Origin of the sequence: Buttiauxella sp. 3AFRM03, assembly GCF_003675305.1 — a bacterium.
Classification (GTDB): Bacteria; Pseudomonadota; Gammaproteobacteria; order Enterobacterales; family Enterobacteriaceae; genus Buttiauxella; species Buttiauxella ferragutiae.
Map to the genome: position 1 here is coordinate 710,622 of NZ_CP033076.1, position 19,595 is coordinate 730,216.

General features: G+C 48.3%; 17 protein-coding genes. 9 read left to right on the forward strand and 8 right to left on the reverse strand.

Annotation, left to right across the window (positions count from 1 at the left end; all coding sequences use genetic code 11):
- Positions 1–19 precede the first annotated feature (19 nt).
- A complete protein-coding gene (gene kdgR / locus D8682_RS04565) occupies positions 20–811 on the reverse strand; it encodes a DNA-binding transcriptional regulator KdgR (protein WP_121813634.1) in 792 nt (263 codons plus the stop codon).
- A 177-nt stretch (positions 812–988) separates the two neighbouring features.
- Between kdgR and D8682_RS04570 the strand changes: the two genes are divergently transcribed.
- Entirely contained in the window at positions 989–2,365 is a 1,377-nt protein-coding gene (locus D8682_RS04570; protein ID WP_064546070.1) for an MFS transporter, read from the forward strand.
- Between the two features lie 45 nt (positions 2,366–2,410).
- On the opposite strand, the gene htpX is transcribed toward D8682_RS04570, so the two are convergent.
- The 4 genes from htpX to D8682_RS04590 form a co-directional block, all read right to left on the reverse strand.
- Positions 2,411–3,292 carry a protease HtpX gene (gene htpX / locus D8682_RS04575; protein WP_034496301.1) on the reverse strand — a complete coding sequence of 294 codons (882 nt, stop codon included), beginning with the start codon at positions 3,290–3,292 and terminating at the stop codon, positions 2,411–2,413.
- A 193-nt stretch (positions 3,293–3,485) separates the two neighbouring features.
- Complete coding sequence (gene prc / locus D8682_RS04580; RefSeq protein ID WP_064546068.1) at positions 3,486–5,534, reverse strand: carboxy terminal-processing peptidase; 2,049 nt, start codon at positions 5,532–5,534, stop codon at positions 3,486–3,488.
- A gap of 20 nt (positions 5,535–5,554) precedes the next feature.
- Positions 5,555–6,238, reverse strand: a complete 684-nt coding sequence (gene proQ, locus D8682_RS04585) for an RNA chaperone ProQ (RefSeq protein WP_064546066.1) — start codon at positions 6,236–6,238, stop codon at positions 5,555–5,557.
- Between the two features lie 104 nt (positions 6,239–6,342).
- Positions 6,343–6,831 carry a GAF domain-containing protein gene (locus tag D8682_RS04590; RefSeq protein WP_064546064.1) on the reverse strand — a complete coding sequence of 163 codons (489 nt, stop codon included), beginning with the start codon at positions 6,829–6,831 and terminating at the stop codon, positions 6,343–6,345.
- A gap of 171 nt (positions 6,832–7,002) precedes the next feature.
- Here D8682_RS04590 and yebS point away from each other — a divergent pair, with 171 nt between their 5' ends.
- The 5 genes from yebS to D8682_RS04615 all read left to right on the forward strand — a co-directional run bounded on the left by yebS (position 7,003) and on the right by D8682_RS04615 (position 13,013).
- Entirely contained in the window at positions 7,003–8,247 is a 1,245-nt protein-coding gene (gene yebS, locus D8682_RS04595) for a membrane integrity lipid transport subunit YebS (protein ID WP_064546062.1), read from the forward strand.
- Positions 8,216–10,849 (forward strand): PqiB family protein, encoded by a 2,634-nt coding sequence (locus D8682_RS04600; protein ID WP_121813635.1) that lies wholly within the window; start codon positions 8,216–8,218, stop codon positions 10,847–10,849. The genes yebS and D8682_RS04600 overlap by 32 nt, the downstream gene beginning before the upstream one ends.
- Positions 10,850–10,921: 72 nt before the next feature.
- Entirely contained in the window at positions 10,922–12,364 is a 1,443-nt protein-coding gene (gene rsmF, locus D8682_RS04605) for a 16S rRNA (cytosine(1407)-C(5))-methyltransferase RsmF (protein ID WP_121813636.1), read from the forward strand.
- Positions 12,365–12,475: 111 nt separating this feature from the next.
- Entirely contained in the window at positions 12,476–12,715 is a 240-nt protein-coding gene (locus tag D8682_RS04610) for a YebV family protein (protein ID WP_064546055.1), read from the forward strand.
- Positions 12,716–12,821: 106 nt separating this feature from the next.
- On the forward strand, positions 12,822–13,013 hold the full coding sequence (locus D8682_RS04615; protein WP_064546053.1) for a YebW family protein: 192 nt from the start codon (positions 12,822–12,824) through the stop codon (positions 13,011–13,013).
- Here the strand turns inward: D8682_RS04615 and D8682_RS04620 are convergent, their stop codons facing one another.
- From D8682_RS04620 to D8682_RS04630, 3 genes are all read right to left on the reverse strand, one after another.
- Complete coding sequence (locus tag D8682_RS04620; protein WP_064546051.1) at positions 13,014–13,658, reverse strand: metallophosphoesterase; 645 nt, start codon at positions 13,656–13,658, stop codon at positions 13,014–13,016.
- A 55-nt stretch (positions 13,659–13,713) separates the two neighbouring features.
- The gene (locus tag D8682_RS04625) at positions 13,714–14,241 is read right to left on the reverse strand and encodes a GNAT family N-acetyltransferase (protein WP_064546049.1); all 528 of its coding nucleotides are present in this window, start codon (positions 14,239–14,241) and stop codon (positions 13,714–13,716) included.
- A gap of 401 nt (positions 14,242–14,642) precedes the next feature.
- Entirely contained in the window at positions 14,643–16,133 is a 1,491-nt protein-coding gene (locus D8682_RS04630; protein WP_121813637.1) for a SulP family inorganic anion transporter, read from the reverse strand.
- Between the two features lie 327 nt (positions 16,134–16,460).
- Here D8682_RS04630 and D8682_RS04635 point away from each other — a divergent pair, with 327 nt between their 5' ends.
- The 3 genes from D8682_RS04635 to D8682_RS04645 all read left to right on the forward strand — a co-directional run bounded on the left by D8682_RS04635 (position 16,461) and on the right by D8682_RS04645 (position 19,440).
- The gene (locus D8682_RS04635; protein ID WP_121813638.1) at positions 16,461–17,300 is read left to right on the forward strand and encodes a transporter substrate-binding domain-containing protein; all 840 of its coding nucleotides are present in this window, start codon (positions 16,461–16,463) and stop codon (positions 17,298–17,300) included.
- 75 nt (positions 17,301–17,375) lie between these two features.
- Complete coding sequence (locus tag D8682_RS04640; protein WP_064546043.1) at positions 17,376–17,690, forward strand: BON domain-containing protein; 315 nt, start codon at positions 17,376–17,378, stop codon at positions 17,688–17,690.
- A 745-nt stretch (positions 17,691–18,435) separates the two neighbouring features.
- A complete protein-coding gene (locus tag D8682_RS04645; protein WP_121813639.1) occupies positions 18,436–19,440 on the forward strand; it encodes an IS110 family transposase in 1,005 nt (334 codons plus the stop codon).
- Positions 19,441–19,595: the final 155 nt, after the last annotated feature.

Sequence of the window (19,595 nt, forward strand, 5' to 3'; positions counted from 1 at the left end):
AGCGGCGTTTAATTTTTCATCAGAATGGATATTCGTGATAACCCATTTGCTCAGAAATAGTGCGCGCAGCGTCATGTAGCATAGCGACATATTCGTGAAGGCGGTCTTCAGAAAAACGCAAAGTCGGGAATGAAATACTTAAACCGGCAATCACAACACCAAAGCGGTCAAATACCGGCACGCCGATGCAGCGCAAACCTTCTTCTTGTTCTTCGTTATCTTCGCCAAAACCTTGCTTACGCACCGTATCCAGAACATCCATCAATTCGTCGGTGCTGGTAATGGTACGTTCAGTGCTGCGGGTGTACTCCACATCGGCAAGAATTTCACGTACTTCTTCACGGTCACGCCAGGCCAGAAGCACTTTACCAATTGCAGTACTGTACAACGGGTTACGACGACCAATGCGCGAATACATACGCAAGTTGTACATTGAGTCGATCTTGTGGATATAGACAATACTGTCTTCATCCAACGCACCCAAGTGGATCGTTTCTTTTGTCAGACGCGACAGTTCACGCATCTGGATGTCAGCACTACGAATCAAATCAACATTTTGCAACGCACGCGCGCCAAGTTCGAACAACTTCAGCGTAAGCGAGTATTTCTCAGATTCGCCTTCCTGAGCCACATAACCCAAGGATTTCATTGTCTGCAAAAAGCGATAGACGGTGCTTTTTGACATCATTACGCGTTGCGATAATTCAGTAATACCAATTTCGCGTTCTTCGCCAAGAGCCTGTAAGATGCCAAAAACTTTCAGGACAGAAGAGACAGAATCAGGTTGTTTATCCAGATCTGCGATTGCCATTAAATCACCTCGATCGCATTTGTTTTATAAAAATTAGAACCGGTTTTTAGTATAAGTTGACTACCATGTCATCGCAATGAATCTATTCTATATCGTTACAAATCTGCGACATATCCCGTAAATTTAGTGCTATTATTATTTCTCCCCGAATACAGCCCCGTGAATTCAATCTTTCCTATGGATAAAACCCTTGCTGATGGGCTGCCATTACCGCGGCGCTATGGTGCTATTTTAGCCATTGCGTTAGGTATTACTATGGCCGTGCTTGATGGCGTAATCGCTAACGTCGCCCTTCCCACCATTGCCCGCGAACTTAATGCCAGTCCGGCAGAATCCATCTGGATTGTTAACAGTTACCAAATAGCGATAATTGTTTCATTACTTTCCATGTCGTTTCTGGGGGATATTTTTGGTTATCGCCGGGTATATCAGTGCGGGCTAATGCTGTTTTGTGTGACATCCCTTTTTTGTGCGTTATCTAATTCTTTACCCATGCTGACATTTGCTCGCGTACTGCAGGGATTCGGCGGTGCGGCATTAATGAGCGTAAATACCGCGCTCATTCGGCTTATTTATCCACAAAAACACCTTGGCCGCGGCATGGGAATTAACTCATTTATTGTTGCCGTTTCATCAGCTGCCGGGCCGACTATTGCTGCCGCCATTCTATCCGTTGCTTCCTGGAAATGGTTATTTTTGGTTAACGTGCCCATTGGCATCATTGCGCTATTATTGGCTCTGCGTTTCTTGCCAGCGAACCAACAAAAATCCCAGGGGCAGCGCTTTGATATTCCAGGCGCCATCATGAATGCCCTGACGTTTGGCTTATTGATTTCTGCCATCAGCGGGTTTGCTCAGGGCCAGTCTGGCTGGCTTATTCTCAGTGAACTGGCAGCCTTGCTAGTCATTGGATCTTTCTTTATACGCCGCCAGTTAAAACTCCCTTTCCCATTATTGCCGGTCGATTTACTGCGTATCCCGGTGTTTTCTTTATCCATTGGAACATCAGTGTGTTCTTTTACCGCGCAGATGCTGGCAATGGTTTCTTTACCCTTTTTCCTGCAATCGACATTAGGTCGTAGTGAAGTGGAAACTGGCCTGCTACTGACGCCGTGGCCCATCGCAACCATGATTATGGCTCCGGTCGCTGGTCATTTAATTGGACGAGTACATGCGGGATTATTAGGTGGAATCGGACTTGTAATGATGGCTTGCGGTCTGTTTGCTTTGGCGCTGTTGCCACATAACCCTTCTGACATAGATATTATCTGGCGCATGTTCTTGTGCGGTGCAGGTTTTGGCTTGTTCCAGTCCCCCAATAACCACACCATTATCTCTTCTGCTCCGCGTCACCGCAGCGGTGGTGCCAGCGGCATGTTAGGCACGGCCAGGTTACTCGGCCAGAGTTGTGGTGCAGCTTTGGTAGCACTGATGTTCAACCTGTTCACCACTCACGGAACGCACGCCTCGTTACTTCTGGCCGGCAGTTTTGCTACCGTCGCGGCTATTGTTAGCAGTTTGCGGTTATCTCAACCTACTGCTTCGCAGGCATAAAAAAAGCGTGCCAGCGATGGCACGCTTTCTTATCAATATTTATCACTACTTCAGATATTCGCCGTTACGCAATGCTTCAATACGTTTGTCCAAAGGTGGGTGAGTCATAAACAATTCGCTCATTGACTTCGCCTTACCGTTGATACAAAACGCCATCATGCTACTGGCTTCTTGCGGTTCATAGCTGGTTTTCAGACGCTGTAAAGCAGCAATCATTTTTTCACGGCCGACTAATTTTGCAGATCCGGCATCAGCGTGGAATTCACGGTGACGTGAGAACCACATAGTAATGATGCTGGCCAGAATACCGAATACCAACTCCAGTACGGTCGCAATTGCAAAATAGACAAACGGGTTACCGTTGTTACTTTCACCTTCATCCCGATTGCCTGACAGGAAGCCTGAGGCAACCTGTGCAATGATTCGCGAAATAAAGATAACGAAGGTGTTCACCACACCTTGAATCAGCGTCATGGTTACCATATCGCCGTTCGCAATGTGGCTAATTTCGTGAGCAATTACCGCTTCTGCTTCATCACGGCTCATGTTCTGCAACAGGCCGGTACTGACCGCAACCAACGAGGCATTACGGCGTGCGCCAGTAGCAAACGCGTTGATATCTGGCGCATGGTAAACCGCCACCTGAGGCATAGCGATACCCGCCTGCTGCGACTGCTGACGAACGGTTTCCATCAGCCAGCGCTCAGTTTCATTACGTGGCTGCTCAATCACTTCACCGCCAACTGAACGTAATGCCATCCATTTGGACATCAGTAACGAGATGATTGAACCACCAAAGCCAAACAACACCGCCATGATCATCAGACCCTGTACGCTGCTCGACTGGATCCCCGTCAGGCTTAGCACTAGCCCGAATACGACCATGACTGCAAGGTTGGTCAACAGGAAAAGCCCGATACGCATCATAATTTTCTTTTTACCTCGGTTAAAAATACGCATTCTGCGTTACCCCACATCGTAGGGGCAAGCCTGCTATTTTCAAGCATTCATCGTTGCCAAGTGGTTAATAATACATAACTTTACATTCAGAAAGAGCTAGGTTTACGCGGCTTGATAGAGGTAAAAAAAACAGGCACAAAAATTTGTGCCTGTTGGGGAGTTACTTAGCAGGAGCCGGTTGCTCGGCTGGCTTATCTTGCTGCATTTTTGCAAGGTCCAGCGCGATATGAACCGTTTCATCGAGATAAGGATCTGGTTCCTGATAATCCTTCGGCAAGTCTTCCAGTTTCTTCAACGGAGCTTTACCTTCCCGCTTGTAGCGATCGTTGATGCGTGCCAGACGCGTCGCATCGTCTTCCTGGTTTTCTTTCTCACGTTGAGCAAGATTCAGGGAAACAATATTGCGCTTCTCTTTCAGGGCATTAAAGCGAGCAATGTCCTTCATGATGTACTGGAACTCAGGATCGGCTGCAATTCTGTCCTGGTGCAGTTTGAGCAGTTGCGGTTCGAACGGTGTCAGATCGCCTGACTTGACGTAAGTTGCGGCATTAATGCTATCCCATGGGAGCGCGTTATCTTCGAACTTCTCGCCAGTTTCTGTCTCTTCCGTACCGGTCGGCATCATCACGTCTGGCGTAACACCTTTACGCTGAGTACTGCCGCCATTAATGCGGTAGAACTTCTGGATGGTGTATTGCACAGAGCCTAACGCAGGCCACTCAGGGCGAAGCATCTGATCGTAGATACGGTTCAACGAACGATACTGCTGAACAGTCCCTTTACCGAAGGTCGGCTCACCGACAATCAACGCACGGCCATAATCCTGCATTGCAGCGGCGAAAATCTCAGATGCAGAGGCACTGAAACGGTCAACCATAACAACCAGTGGGCCTTTGTAGTACACAACGCCATCGGTATCGCTGTCTTCACGCACTTTACCGTTGTTATCACGTACCTGAACAACTGGGCCACCAGGGATAAACAGGCCAGAAAGCGACACAGCTTCGGTCAATGCACCGCCACCGTTAGAACGTAAATCGATAATCACGCTCTTCACATTCTGTTTTTCCATCTTCTGCAACTGGACTTTGACGTCATCCGTCAAACCAACATAGAAGCCTGGAATATCCAGCACGCCGACTTTATCTTTACCAACCGTTTTAATGGTGAGTTTAACGGCACGGTCTTCAAGACGAATACGTTCACGCGTTAACGTGACGATGCGTGTTTTAGTGCCCTTGCCCGCAGGTAAGACTTCAAGACGAACCTTACTGCCTTTTGGTCCCTTGATCAGCGCAACCACATCATCAAGACGCCAGCCAATCACATCAACCATGGCTTTGCCGGTTTGACCGACACCCACAATACGATCGCCTACGGTAATCGCTTTGCTTTTCGCCGCCGGACCACCCGCAACCATCGAGTTGATCACTGTGTAGTCATCATCCATTTGCAGCACCGCACCAATACCTTCCAGAGATAAACTCATTTCAGTATTGAATTGTTCAGTATTGCGTGGAGACAAATAGTTAGTATGCGGATCGATTTCGTGAGCAAAGGCGGTCATTGCCAGAGAGAAAACATCTTCGCTGTTAGACTGCGCCAGACGGCGAATCGCAAACTGGTAGCGCTTAGTCAGCGTTTCACGAATTTCCTGATCGGTTTTACCGGTCAGTTTCAAACTTAATTCGTCAAACTTAACTTTGCTGTCCCACAGACTATTTAACTCGGCGGTACTTGCAGGCCACGGAGATTTGCTGCGGTCCACATTGAAGGTGTCATTGCCGGTGAAATCCATCGGCTTTTCAAGCACTTTCAGCGCGTATTGATAACGTTCAAAACGGCGCTTCTGGGCCAGATTATAGAGATCGTAAAATACGTCCAGTTTACCGGTGCGCAATTCATCGCCAATCTGTTTTTTCCGCGACACAAACTGCTCAACGTCACTGGCAAGCAGCACGTTGTGGCTATAGTCGAGGAGGTTTAGGTAGCGATCGAAAATTTTTGCGGAAAAATTTTCATCCAGATCAAACTGGCGATAATGCGAGCGAGTGAAGCGTGAAGTTACACGCTCACTCACCGTTGCATGCTGTGTCTCTTCCTTTAACTGCGGGATTTGAGAAGCTTGCGTGATATTTTCGACGGCCAGTGCGCTACCTGCAAGAAACAACAGACTAGCGACTGCCGTACGCTTAAAGAGTTTGTTCATGCCCGGGTCTGGCCTCCGTTTCAGAACTGCAAGTGTTCTGCGCGTACGATCATTGCCATACCAGAAGTTAGCTGTACACGTACGCCATCTTTGGTAATTTCCAGTACGGTGGCATCCATCGCGTTGTTACCCGCTTTGACTTTGATTGCCTGACCCACCTGCAATGCAGAAATGTCCGTAACCGGAGTGCGTTTTTCTTCACGCGGAACCTGAGGAGCCGCCGGTTTTTCTGCACGAGGTTTACGTTCTGTAGTCTCTGGACGACGCGGTGCAGGACGAGGTTTGCGATCGCGACGAGGCTTATCGGTAACGGTTTCACCGTTAGCAATAGCCGCTTCACGTTTCTTCGCTTGCTGCTCTGCACGCTGTGTCTGAACACGAGCTTTTGCTTCTTCAAGCTGCTTACGAGCATGCTCAACGTGCTGCTCATCGAGTTCACCACATGGGTTACCGTCGAGATCAACACGGGTCGCGCCGACTTTGATACCGTACAGGTAACGCCAGCTTGAAGTATAAAGACGTAACGCGGAACGAAGTTGAGTTTTACTGAGGCTCATCTCCCCTTCAACGCGCGCGACTAAATCCTGGAAGATACCAATCTTCAGGGGGCGGGCTTCACCTTCAGCGCTAAAGCACTGTGGGAAACGCTCTGCCAAAAAGGCGATGACTTCTTTGCTACTATTCAACTTAGGTTGATTTTCCATGAAATTTCCTGATTACAACGGAGTTGCCAACAATCCGCAGGCATGAACAGGCGACATTATAATGACGCTATCAGCAAATGCCACGTTATCCGTTGTTTATCATGCTATCGAGTGAAGAATTTTTTAAAATCCGTGTCGGCAAGCGTCAGCGAAAGCTGCGTTACCAGTTGAGATAAGCCGAGTTGGTCTTCAGGTGTAAAGCGCCCAAACTCAGTGCTATCAATGTCCAGGACCCCGATTAACTCATCGTTTACCATTAACGGCAGAACGATTTCGGAATTGCTGGCGGCGTCACAGGCGATGTGACCATCAAAAGCATGCACATCTTCAACGCGCTGAATGCTCCTGGTGGAAACTGCTGTACCGCATACACCTTTACCTACCGGGATGCGCACACAGGCAATTTTGCCCTGGAAAGGCCCTAAAACCAACGTATCGCCTTCCAGTAAATAGAACCCGGCCCAGTTAACTCCTTCAAGACGTTCAAACAGCAAAGCACTGGTATTTGCCAACGTTGCCAGAAAACTTGTTTCACCTGCCATTAACGCACTAAAATCGCGGTTCAAGTCCGCGTAAAATTGTTCTTTGTTCATTGATTAACCATAGTATGTTGTCTTACTCAACTGCATAGCATAGTAAAATAAGCATTAAATGCCTTATGCCACAAGGTGTATCATTCCATGAATTAATATACGCTTAACGAATATTTGATTTTCTAAAGAGATACCCAATGCGCCAACGGTATTCCTTGCATACGACAACACATGAAAATACACGCCATTAGCAATGCTGTACCGCAGGCACGTTATCAGCGTTGCCCCGAATGCGATACACTTTTCTCGTTACCGCTGGTTAAATCGTCGCAGAGCGCGTATTGCCCACGTTGTGACGCGAAAGTCTTCCATGGTCGTGATTGGTCACTCACACGTCTGGCCGCTATGGCAACCGCCATGCTGCTACTGATGACAGTTGCCTTTTCAGAGCCACTGGTCCGCATCTATTTATTAGGTACGGCCATCGATGCCAATCTATTTCAGGGCATCTGGCAGATGACCAAACAGGGCGATCCGCTCACGGCCGCGATAGTGATGTTTTGTGCCGTTGGTGCCCCCGCCACACTGGTCGCGGGTATCATCTATCTCTACTTTGGTAATATTCTTGGGATGAATTTACGCCCGGTCTTACTGATGCTCGATAAGCTCAAAGAGTGGGTCATGCTTGATATTTATCTGGTCGGCATTGGCGTGGCCTGCATAAAAGTCAGAGAGTTTGCCTACATCCAGCCCGGCATAGGTTTAGTGGCGTTTATCGCGCTGGCCATATTGAGCTTATTAACCCTGATTCACTTAAACGTAGAACAACTGTGGTCACGCTTCTACCCGCAACGCCCGCCGCGCGCCTGGAATGCGCAACTGCGTGTATGCCTCGGGTGCCATTTTACTGGTGTGCCGGATAAACGTGGCCGCTGTCCGCGTTGCCATGTGCCATTAAGAGAACGCCGCCGCCACAGCCTGCAGAAATCCTGGGCCGCGTTAATCGGCTCGTTAATCTTTTTACTTCCTGCTAACTTGCTGCCGATTTCAATTCTGTACGTCAATGGCTCGCGTCAGGAAGATACTATCCTCTCTGGTATTATTTCCCTCGGCAACAGTAATGTTGCCGTGGCGGCAGTGGTTTTCATTGCCAGTATTTTGGTGCCTTTTGTCAAGGTTATCGTGCTGATTTCATTGTTGTTAAGTATTCATTTCAAATGCGAGCGAGGGTTGAGAACGCGCATTTTATTACTACGCTTTATTACCTGGATTGGCCGCTGGTCTATCCTCGATCTCTTTGTTATTTCGCTTACGATGTCACTGGTTAATCGAGATCAGTTATTGGCATTCACTATGGGGCCGGCTGCGTTTTACTTTGGCGCGGCGGTTATTTTAACTATTCTTGCAGTCGAATGGCTGGATAGCCGACTACTTTGGGACGCACATGAGTCAGGAAATGCCCGCTTCACCGACTGAAGCGCGAATTAAAACAAAACGCCGAATTTCGCCCTTCTGGTTGCTGCCGATTATCGCATTGATGATTGCCAGTTGGCTCATTTGGTCGACATGGGAAGAACGTGGTACCACTGCGACCATTGATTTCCTTTCAGCCGACGGTATTGTCGCCGGGCGAACACCTGTACGTTATCAAGGCGTAGAAGTGGGAACCGTGCAAAGCATCAGCCTGAGCAAAGACCTGCGCAAAATCGAAGTCAAAGTCAGCGTGAAAAGCGATATGAAAAATGCGCTGCGTGAGGATACTCAGTTTTGGCTGGTGACGCCGAAAGCTTCACTGGCCGGCGTTTCCGGCCTGGATGCACTGGTCGGCGGGAACTATATCGGTATGATGCCTGGCAAAGGCAAACCCCAGGAGCACTTCACCGCTCTGGATACTCAACCCAAATATCGATTGAATAATGGCGAGTTGATGATTCATCTTCACGCCCCTGATCTAGGTTCGCTCAACAGCGGCTCATTGGTTTACTACCGTAAAATTCCTGTTGGCCGGGTTTACGACTACACCATTAACAACAATACGCAGGGCGTCACCATTGACGTACTGATCGACCGCCGCTTTACCAAACTGGTGAAAAAAGGCAGTCGTTTCTGGAACGTATCAGGGGTAAAAGCCAACTTCAGCCTTTCCGGAGCACAAGTTCAGTTAGAAAGCCTCGCCGCGTTAGTGAATGGCGCAATTGCCTTTGATTCACCGGAAAACTCCGCTGAAGCGAAGGCTGAAGATGAATTTGGGCTGTATGAGGATCTGGCACATAGCCAGCGGGGAGTGATCATTGATCTTGCCCTGCCAAGTGGTGAAGGCCTGAAAGCAGGCTCAACGCCGCTGATGTATCAAGGCCTTGAAGTCGGTACGCTAACCAAGCTGAACCTGAATCCTGGTAGCACCGTCACAGGCCAGATGACCGTTGACCCAAGTGTGGTCAACCTAATGCGCAGTGGTACACGTATTGAGCTACGTAACCCTAAAATCTCGCTCAGCAATCCAAACCTCAGCAGCCTGCTAACCGGTAGCACCTTTGAGTTAGTGCCAGGGGAAGGTGACCCACAGAATCACTTTGTCGTATTCCCAAGCGATAAAACACCGCTACAACAGCCGAACGTTCTGACGCTAAACCTGACTGCACCTGAAAGCTACGGTATTGATGCTGGGCAACCTATCATTCTCCATGGCGTGCAAGTTGGGCAAATTCTTGAACGCACACTGTCCGCTAAGGGTGTCAGCTTCTCTGTCGCCATTGATCCTGAATACCGCCAACTGATTCAGGGCGACAGCAAGTTCGTCGTCAACAGCCGTATTGATGTCAAAGTTGGTATCGATGGTGTTGAATTTTTGGGTGCCAGCGCCAGTGAATGGATCAATGGTGGGGTCAGGGTTATTCCTGGCAACAAAGGCGAGATGAAAAAGAGTTATCCGCTGTATGCCAACCTTGAAAAAGCGGTCGAAAATAGCTTGAGCGACTTGCCGACAACGACATTAACGCTAACTGCCGCCAGCCTGCCGGATATCCAGACCGGCTCAGTGGTGCTGTACCGTAAATTCCAGGTCGGTGAGATTATCAGTGTCCGCCCTCGCGCCAATAGCTTTGATATCGATGTGAATATCAAGCCGGAATACCGCAACCTGCTGACAGACAATAGTGTGTTTTGGGCTGAAGGTGGCGCACGCGTGCAACTCAACGGCAACGGCCTGACGGTGCAAGCCTCCCCACTCTCTCGCGCTCTAAAAGGTGCAATCAGCTTTGACAACCTGAGCGGTGCCAGCGCCGGTCTGAAAAAGGGTGACAAACGCATACTGTACGCGTCTGAAACTGCCGCGCGCGCCGTCGGTAGCCAGATTACCTTGCATACCTTCGATGCCGGGAAACTGTCTGCGGGAATGCCGATTCGCTATCTGGGAATTGACATTGGGCAGCTCGAGTCACTGAATCTGACAGCGTCACGCAGCGAAGTCGAAGCGAAAGCGGTGCTCTATCCTGAATTTGTGGATACTTTTGCTCGCGGTGGCACACGCTTCTCGGTTGTGACACCGAAAATCTCAGCCTCGGGTGTTGATAATCTCGACACTATTCTCCAGCCGTATATTAACGTTGAACCAGGGCGAGGCGCACCACGACGTGACTTCGAGTTGCAGGAAACCTCGATTACCGACTCTCGTTACTCTGATGGCCTGAGTATCGTGCTGGAAGTCCCTGAGTCGGGGGCATTGAGCATTGGTACACCCGTTCTGTTCCGTGGTGTTGAAGTCGGTACGGTAACCGGTTTAACCCTCGGCAATCTATCAGACCGCGTGATGGTTGGCCTGCGCATCAGTAAACGTTTCCAGCATTTGGTGCGTGATAGCTCAGTGTTCTGGCTTGCCTCGGGCTACAGCCTCGATTTTGGCCTGACAGGCGGCGTGGTGAAAACCGGCACCTTCAACCAGTTCATTCGTGGCGGTATCGCGTTCGCAACTCCACCGGGAACACCGCTCGCGCCGAAAGCGGTCACCGGTAAACACTTCCTGCTTGAGGAAACTGAGCCGAAAGAATGGCGTCAGTGGGGAACTGCACTACCACGTTAATGCCCGCGCCCCGGTGTCTCACCGGGGCGTTTGTGCTAGACTCCACTCTTCATTTTTTTCTGGACTTCCTTCGTGGCTCACTCTCAAAACGCCTTTCTCCCGCAATCCTTTCTTGATGTTATTCGCGATGCACTTCCGGCCGACCAAACGCTCGAAAGCTTTATCGAGTATTGCCAACGTCCTCTGCGGCGTAGCTTGCGAGTCAATACCCTCAAAATTTCGGTCAGCGATTTTCTCGCCCTGGTTGCACCTTACGACTGGCATCTGACACCTGTTCCATGGTGTGCTGAAGGGTTCTGGATTGAGCGAGATGATGAAGAACGCCTGCCACTCGGTAGCACAGCAGAACATCTGAGTGGATTGTTCTACATCCAGGAAGCCAGTTCGATGTTGCCCGTTGCGGCGCTGTTTGCGGACGACAACCAGCCGGTGCGAATTATGGATGTCGCTGCCGCACCTGGTTCAAAAACCACGCAAATTGCCGCACGCATGGGCAATCACGGTGCGATTCTTGCCAATGAATACTCCGCCAGCCGGGTGAAAGTGCTGCATGCCAACATCAGCCGCTGCGGAATTAGCAACGTGGCACTGACGCATTTTGATGGCCGGGTATTTGGTGCAGCCTTACCGGAATGTTTTGATGCGATCTTGCTCGACGCCCCCTGTTCAGGCGAAGGCGTAGTACGTAAAGATCCCGATGCATTGCGTAACTGGTCACCAGAAAGCACCGCCAGTATTGCCGATACGCAACGCGAATTGATCGCCAGCGCTTTCCATGCCTTGCGCCCCGGAGGCACGCTGATTTATTCCACCTGCACTTTAAACCGTGAAGAAAACCAACAGATTTGCCAGTGGTTGCTTGATGAATGGCCCGATGCCGTGGAAATAGCCCCGCTTAACGACCTGTTCCCGGAGGCAGGGAAAGCCATCACTGCTGAAGGCTACCTGCATGTTTTCCCACAGATTTATGATTGTGAAGGCTTTTTCGTCGCGCGCCTGCGCAAAATGGCATCAATCGAAGCACTCCCGGCCCCAGGGTACAAAGTAGGTAATTTCCCGTTCAGCCCCCTATTTGGCAAGCAAGCCGCTGAAGTCACCGCGGCTGCCAAAAAATCTGGGATAAGCTGGCAAGATGACCAACAGCTTTGGCAACGCGATAAAGAAATTTGGTTGTTTCCGAAGGAGATTGTTTCGTTATTCGGCAAGGTCCGTTTTTCTCGGATTGGCATACGTCTGGCGGAACAGTACAACAAGGGATACCGCTGGCAGCATGAAGCAGTGATTGCTTTAGTGCCAGGGGATTCGCCGCTGGCATTCGCGCTGACGGAGTTTGAAGCTGACGAATGGTATCACGGGCGCGACATTTACCCAGATGTGACACCGTCACTTAATGAAGTGATTGTCACCTGGCAAGACCAACCATTGGGTCTGGCCAGGAAAGTGGGATCGCGACTGAAGAACAGTTACCCACGTGAACTGGTACGCGATGGCAAACTGTTCGCGACGAAGGCCTAATTCGCAAAATATTGTCGCCATGTGATTTGCAGTTTTTGTACGTTTGTCTACGCTCTAGTGTGGGAGGCCTTACTGGTCATACCACATGCACCCAGACCCAAGGAGAGTAAGATGACGAAAACTAACGTACGAATAGGCATCTTCGAAATTGATGATGCTGAATTACATGGCGAGCAACAAGGGGACCGCACTTTGAGCATCCCTTGTAAATCTGACCCGGACTTGTGCATGCAACTTGATGCCTGGGATGATGAAACCAGTATTCCCGCCGTCCTTGATGGCGAACATTCAGTCCTCTACCGTCAACATTACGACCAAAAATCTGATGCCTGGGTCATGCGTCTTGCATGATTCCAATCAACCCGTCGCTCAGGCGGGTTAATTAATCTGTACTGATTTCCCCTCTTCCCATGACTTCCCCTACAATTAAGCCAAACGGTGAAACTCTGAGGCGTTAATGTTTGCGTTAGTCTTATTTGTTTGTTACCTGGACGGTGATTGCGAAGATATTGTTGTGGACGTTTTTAATACCGAGCAGCAATGTGTGGTGGCCATGGATGACCAACGGATCCGTTATGGCGGATGCTTCCCAATAGAAGATTTTATCGATGGTTTCTGGCGCCCGGCTCATGAATACAGTTCGCTATAACTACTGTACCTGCACCATCGTTAGCTTGTTACCAAACACTGCGCCGGTATCAATATAGTTTTGGTTGTAAAAATGACCGACTTCTTTGAGTGGTGTATGGCCGAAATAGAACTCATCCGCCCCTTCTATTTCTTCACCGCGTCCCTGTAAATTTTTATTGAGCCGATCCCGGCTCCAGACCAGCAAATGCTCATCAACTGGCTGATTCCAACTGTAATGTGATGCAGGATAATCGGCATGAGCAATAACCAGTATTTTCCCATGGGTATGAAGCTCAATCACTAACGGCAAATCACGGCAATGTAATAAAGCCTCTTGCACATTATGTTGGCGCAGTGCTGGCAACTCCCGGTACCAATCGCCACCGTTCATTTGCCAAAGAATCCCCTCGCCCTCATCCAACGCTTCTAAAGCCATCTCTTCGTGATTGCCTTTCACCGCTTTAAACCACTTGCTACCCAGTAAGGCCAGACAACCGGGGCTATTCGCACCGCGGTCGATAAGATCCCCCACCGAGATAATAAGATCCTGATGGTAATCAAAATGCTGGAGTTTAAGCTGGCTAATTAACTCAGAAAGGCAGCCGTGTAAATCGCCAACAACAAAAATATGCCGCCAGTTCTCACCTTCAATTCGCTGATACATACTGACCCCACACCGCTTATTTATTGCTCAATTATAAACCAGTGTGCGGCGATGGTTAGCAGGTTGGGCGAACGAACATCTTTATCCGTTTACCGTGGTATTCCACAGGGTGTTCAAACCGGAAGCCAAAACGCTCGGCGAGGTGAATGGAGCGATGGTTATCATCATCAATAATGCAGCAAACGGGCGTGGTAAATTCACGGTCTGCCCATTCTAAAATCGCACCCAAGGCTTCATTGGCGTAGCCTTTACCGTGTACGGCTGGAATGAGCGTCCAACCGGCTTCAGGGAATTCAAGGGCTGGCGTTAATTCACGTTGTGCATCCTGAAAACCGAACGCCCCGACAAAACGCCCTTTTGCTTTTTCAAACACCCCCCAGTAGCCATAACCCAGTGCCTGCCAATGACCGATGTAACGTAACAGGCGACTCCATGTCATTTCCTGCCCTTGCGGTTGACCACCACCGATAAATTTCACCATTTCCGGGTCAGCCCAACAAGCCGCTAAATCCGGGAAATCCTCCAATGCAAAGTGCCGCAAAACTAAACGTTCAGTTTCCAGACGTGGTGCTTCTTTAACCATTTTCATTTCCTTCTGAATCTTTTTTAATGATTCTGCCGCTATACCGCTCATGAAACAATAAGCACAGGTTAGCTGCTGTGAGATAAGAGAAATTGAGCGGGAGATAAAAATAGAAAAGGCTGCAAATTTGCAGCCTTTAGAGAGATGATACGAGTTATCTGGTAAATTTTTCCGCTTCTTCAAGCGTTTCAATATGGTTTATACCAAAGAGTGCGTGGTAATCAGCCCCACCACGTACCCCACCAGCTTACTATCGAGGATCAGTTTCAAACTTTCTGGCACCTCCGTTTCACTCTGGGACTTAGATTAATCTAGCAGTCCTGACGTTCGAAAAGTAACGGCAGATTCACAGTTTTGCCATCTGCTGGTCAAAATGCCAAATTAATCCTTGCACGCTTTGATCATACTTTACCGCTCAGCCGTTCATGAAAATCACTGCTGCGCAAATCCAGCCCCACAATTTTCACTCTACATTCATAGCGTTGGTAGCGAGTTTCAATCGCATCAAGCACCGCGACCGTCGAGACATCCCAGATTTGTGCCTGAGATAAATCAATAATCACCTGCTGCGGGTCATCGGCATACTGAAAATGTTCGAATAAATCATTACTACTGGCGAAAAACAGCGGCCCGGTCACCGTATACCGAACGGATTGCCCATCATCAGACAATGACCGTTGTGCATGAACAACATGAGCAATACGTCGGGCGAACAAAATCATCGCAAAGATGACTCCGCCAACGACACCCAAAGCCAGGTTTCCTGTCGCAACGGTGACTGTCACCGTCGTCACCATCACCAGAGTTTCGGGAAGCGGAATTCTTTTCAATGTGACGGGTTTCACACTGTGCCAGTTAAGAGTTTTCACCGCCACGATGACCATGATCCCCGCCAGAACAACCATCGGGATTTTTGCCATCAGTTCGCTTAAACCGGTAACCAGCAACAGCAGCACCAGCCCTGCGGCAAGCGTAGAAACTCGTGTACGCCCTTTACCAAGCTCAACATTAACCATGGTCTGGCCAATCATGGCGCAACCTGCGATCCCACCGTAGAAACCGGCGAAGATATTAGATATCCCTAATCCCCAACATTCACGGCGTTTACTGGAGGGTGTATCTGTCAATTCGTCCACCAGCTTAGCTGTCAGCAATGACTCCATTAATCCCACAAATGCGATACTCAACGCACAAGGCCATATTATCCGTAATGTCTCCAGGTTTAACGGCACCATTAATTCCGTTAATCCTGGTAAGCCGGCATCCATTGGCCCTGATTCTCCGACTGTCGGGACTGATAGCCCCATGCCGATACAAAGTGTAGTAATGACAATTATCGCCACCAGCGGCGAAGGCACCATTTTGAACACCCGTGGCAACAGGAGAACAATCAATAACGTCAGTGCAAACAACCCCCACACCAACGGGTTATTTCCCCAAATATGAGGCACCTGTGCAAAGAAAATCAGGATACCTAATGCGTTCACAAAACCGGTCATCACCGATAAGGGAATGTAACGCATCATGCGAGCTAGCCCGCTTACGCCGAACACAATTTGAATCAACCCCGCCAGCAATACGGCAGGGAAAATATATGCAACACCATGCTGATGCACCATTGGCCCGATAACCAGAGCAACTGACCCTGCAGCTGCGGTCACCATTGCAGGGCGACCACCAAAAATTGACATGGATAAACACAGTACAATGGAGGCCACCAGACTGACTTTCGGGTCAACCCCTGCGATAACTGAAAATGAAATGATTTCTGGAACTAACGCTAATGCTGTAACCACTCCCGCAAGGGATTCCCGGGCTAACAGGCGTGGACTACGCAAAACATACGCCAGAGAATTCTCACGGCTATGGTTTTCGGTTTGAGTGGTGGTCATATTTTTCGTCTTTGCAGGTTTATCGTTATTCGCTATGGCCCATTCAGGTCGGGCATGATTGTACAGAGACGTTAGTGAGGATGCTAATTAATGTAATGTATAACATTCTGAACACTGAATGGCTTGCCCAATCTTCATCATGAATGTCGATTAATACCTATTATTCAAAAACGCTATCGATAGGAACACAGCATAAAAACACTTACAATAATGATGGCTTTTTAAAATTCTATAAAAATTGTTTTAGTTTGTGTATTTATTGAGGGATTCATTTTGTTTAGCTACTTAACTAATTGTAAATCGACAGGTATTTTCCTGTTGACTACCATGATGCTATTTTGTGGGAATGTTTTTGCTGACCCAGTACTGAACAAAATACTCAGCACCCATAGCATAACCCTGGCATGGGTCGATAACACCAGACCCATTGCCTGGCAATTAAATAACAAGCCCTCTGGCATGGTGATAGATATCTGCCTCGATGTCGTACAAAGTATAGAAAAACGCTACAACACCAAATTAGACGTCAAATGGATAAAAATCCCCGCTGCCGCTCGCTTTGAGGTTATATCCCATAATCAGGCGGATGTTTTATGTGCAGTCGCGGCGAACTCTGGGCAACGTCATAAAATAGTTAAATTCTCTATTCCGTGGTTTTACACCAAAATGAATATTCTGACCAAGAAATCAGAGCAAGTTTTGAATGAAGAGTTACTGAGTGGGCATACAGTCGGTGTTATCAGTGGCGGTACTGCCGCATTAGAATTGGCAAAGATGAATGAAAATTACAATTACTCAATTTCGGTGAAGTTAGTGCGCGATTTTAATGATGGTTTTGATTTGCTTGCCGATGGTCATATTTCAGCATTCATCACTGATGACGTTATTATCCGTGGTAAATTGGCTGAAATGCCAAATAAAGAAGATTACCAGATCAACGCCAGTGGTTTTGGTAATACATTAGAATATGGTTTAGCCGTGGATAAAAATGCGGATGAAATGGAAGAAATCATTAATACCAACATAAAGACCATGTTTGCCACAAAACGATTTGATGAGCTCTATAACAAGTGGTTTATGTCTCCACTCACCTCCCCTGATGACATCGTACAACTGCCGATGTCACAGCAACTTATCAATGATAAGCTTCGCTATCAATTGCGTTAGCAGAACTGCTGATTATCGTGAAATCATCGGGTAAGATAACGGCCTGTGTACATGTCGACCTCAAGGAGATTAATTATGAAAAATAGAAACATAATGGCTATTTTTTGCGCAATAGCTCTGGCAGCAACAACATTGACAGGATGCGCTGGTTCCTCAAAACAAGAAAGTACCGGCGGCTATATCGACGATACGGTTATTACAACCAAAGTTAAATCGACTCTGCTGGCAGAGAAATCACTGAAATCTACGGATATCAGTGTCGTCACGTTTAAAGGGCGAGTACAACTTAGCGGCTTTGTCGCTTCATCCGCTGAGGCAAATAAAGCTGTCGCGCTAACCAAAACGGTTAAGGGTGTACGAATGGTTGAAAATGACTTGCTCGTGAAGTAAGGGCTTCTTAGCTTTTAATTTCAAAGCGATTCATGCGTCGGAAATACAACAAACGGCTTTATGTGAAGTAAATCACAAAAATTGGACACCCAGCCAGTAGGGGTTTTGCGTTTCATGAGCCAAAAACCTGTCAGAATGTTTTTTTGAGAAAGCATTTGGAAATGAACTCACTCAAAACGGGTCGGCCACAAGTCAGAAAAAATGACCGAAAAGTACTTGGATGTGAGGGCAAAAGTGTTTACATTGATTTAACACGGCAACATACGGGATATGGAAGTATGGACATTTTCGGGCGTAAACTACTAACTAATTGATTTAAACGATAGATAAAAAAACCGAATACGATTCCTGTTCCCGCCAACCTCGATTAAAATCATTTAAAATCAAAAAATTAAAATATAATTTGATTAAATTACGTTCAAAAAAGCATGCAAAAACACGTCAATACAATCATATAGATGTCATTTTTTTCGGATTTGTTCGGGAAAAATTCGTAACTTATTATCCTACTTTGAATGTAAAAATTACGCGATCGTTACCCCCTTTTTGGTGGGAAACTCTTACATTTGGCCCATAAAAAAGCCCACATAGCGTAGGTAATGCCGATCAGTTAAGGATCAGTTGACCGATCCCGTGGCTGTGTAAGAATCCGGAAATGCTCACCCGTTTCCGGATTAATGAGATGGTCCCCCCCCACCCTGTGAGCGTTACGCTGACAGGGTGTTTTATTTTAGAGGGAACCATCATGCAAAACGTTGCACTTATTGGTATCGATCTCGGTAAACATTCTTTTCATATTCACTGCCAGGACAAACAGGGCAACCCTCTGTTACGTAAGAAATTCTCCCGCACTCAACTTATCCATTTTCTCGCAACATGCACACCTTCAACCGTGGCATTCGAATCCTGCGCGGGTGCACATTTCATGGCCCGGACCATCGGTAAGCTGGGGCATCAGGTTAAGCTGATTTCACCGCAGTTTGTTCGTCCTTTTGTTAAAAGCAATAAAAACGATTTTATTGATGCTGAAGCCATCTGCGAGGCGGCGTCACGTCCTTCCATGCGCTTCGTGACTCCCCGGACAGAAGACCAGCAGGCTATGGCTGCCCTGCACCGGGTCAGGGACTCACTAATACGGGAACGGGTCAAAACCACCAACCAGATACATGCCTTTTTACTGGAGTTCGGCGTCAGCCTGCCGCGCGGAATTACCGTGATACGACGTCTGGCTGCCGTGCTGGAAGAAAACGACTTTCCGGCATACCTGGCACGCCTGTTGAACAGGTTGCACAGCCATTATGTTTATCTCAGCGGAGAAATAGGGGAAGTCGATAAGGAGCTGAAAAACCATCTGGCAGAGGATGAAACCGCACAGCGCCTGCTGACTATCCCGGGTGTGGGGCCGGTAACGGCAAGTCTGTTAGCCACACGGCAGGGAGACGGTAAAAACTATGCCAGCAGCCGTGATTTTGCAGCATCAACCGTGCGGGTTCCCCGGCAGTACAGTACGGGTGGGAAAACGACACTGATGGGCATCAGCAAGCGGGGTGACAAGAATCTGCGACGGCTGCTGGTGCAGTGTGCCAGGGTTTTTATGCAGCGGCTGGAGCACAACCCAGGGCGTCTGGCAGAGTGGGTTAAAAGGCAGCTTGCCAGCCATCATTCAAACGTTGTGGCATGCGCGCTGGCGAACAAGCTGGCCCGGATAGTGTGGGCAGTTACGGCCCATCAGGCGGTGTTCAGTAAATAAAAGAGCCAACGAGAAACCTCGTTAGCTCAGTTAATTAACACGTTACTTTCTGGTTTTGCGACGACAGATAATTGATGACATGAACGGCATATCGGCCTGCTGATGAATCTGACATAAAAAATGGCTCCGGGAAGCCGACGGATTTTTAAGGTTCG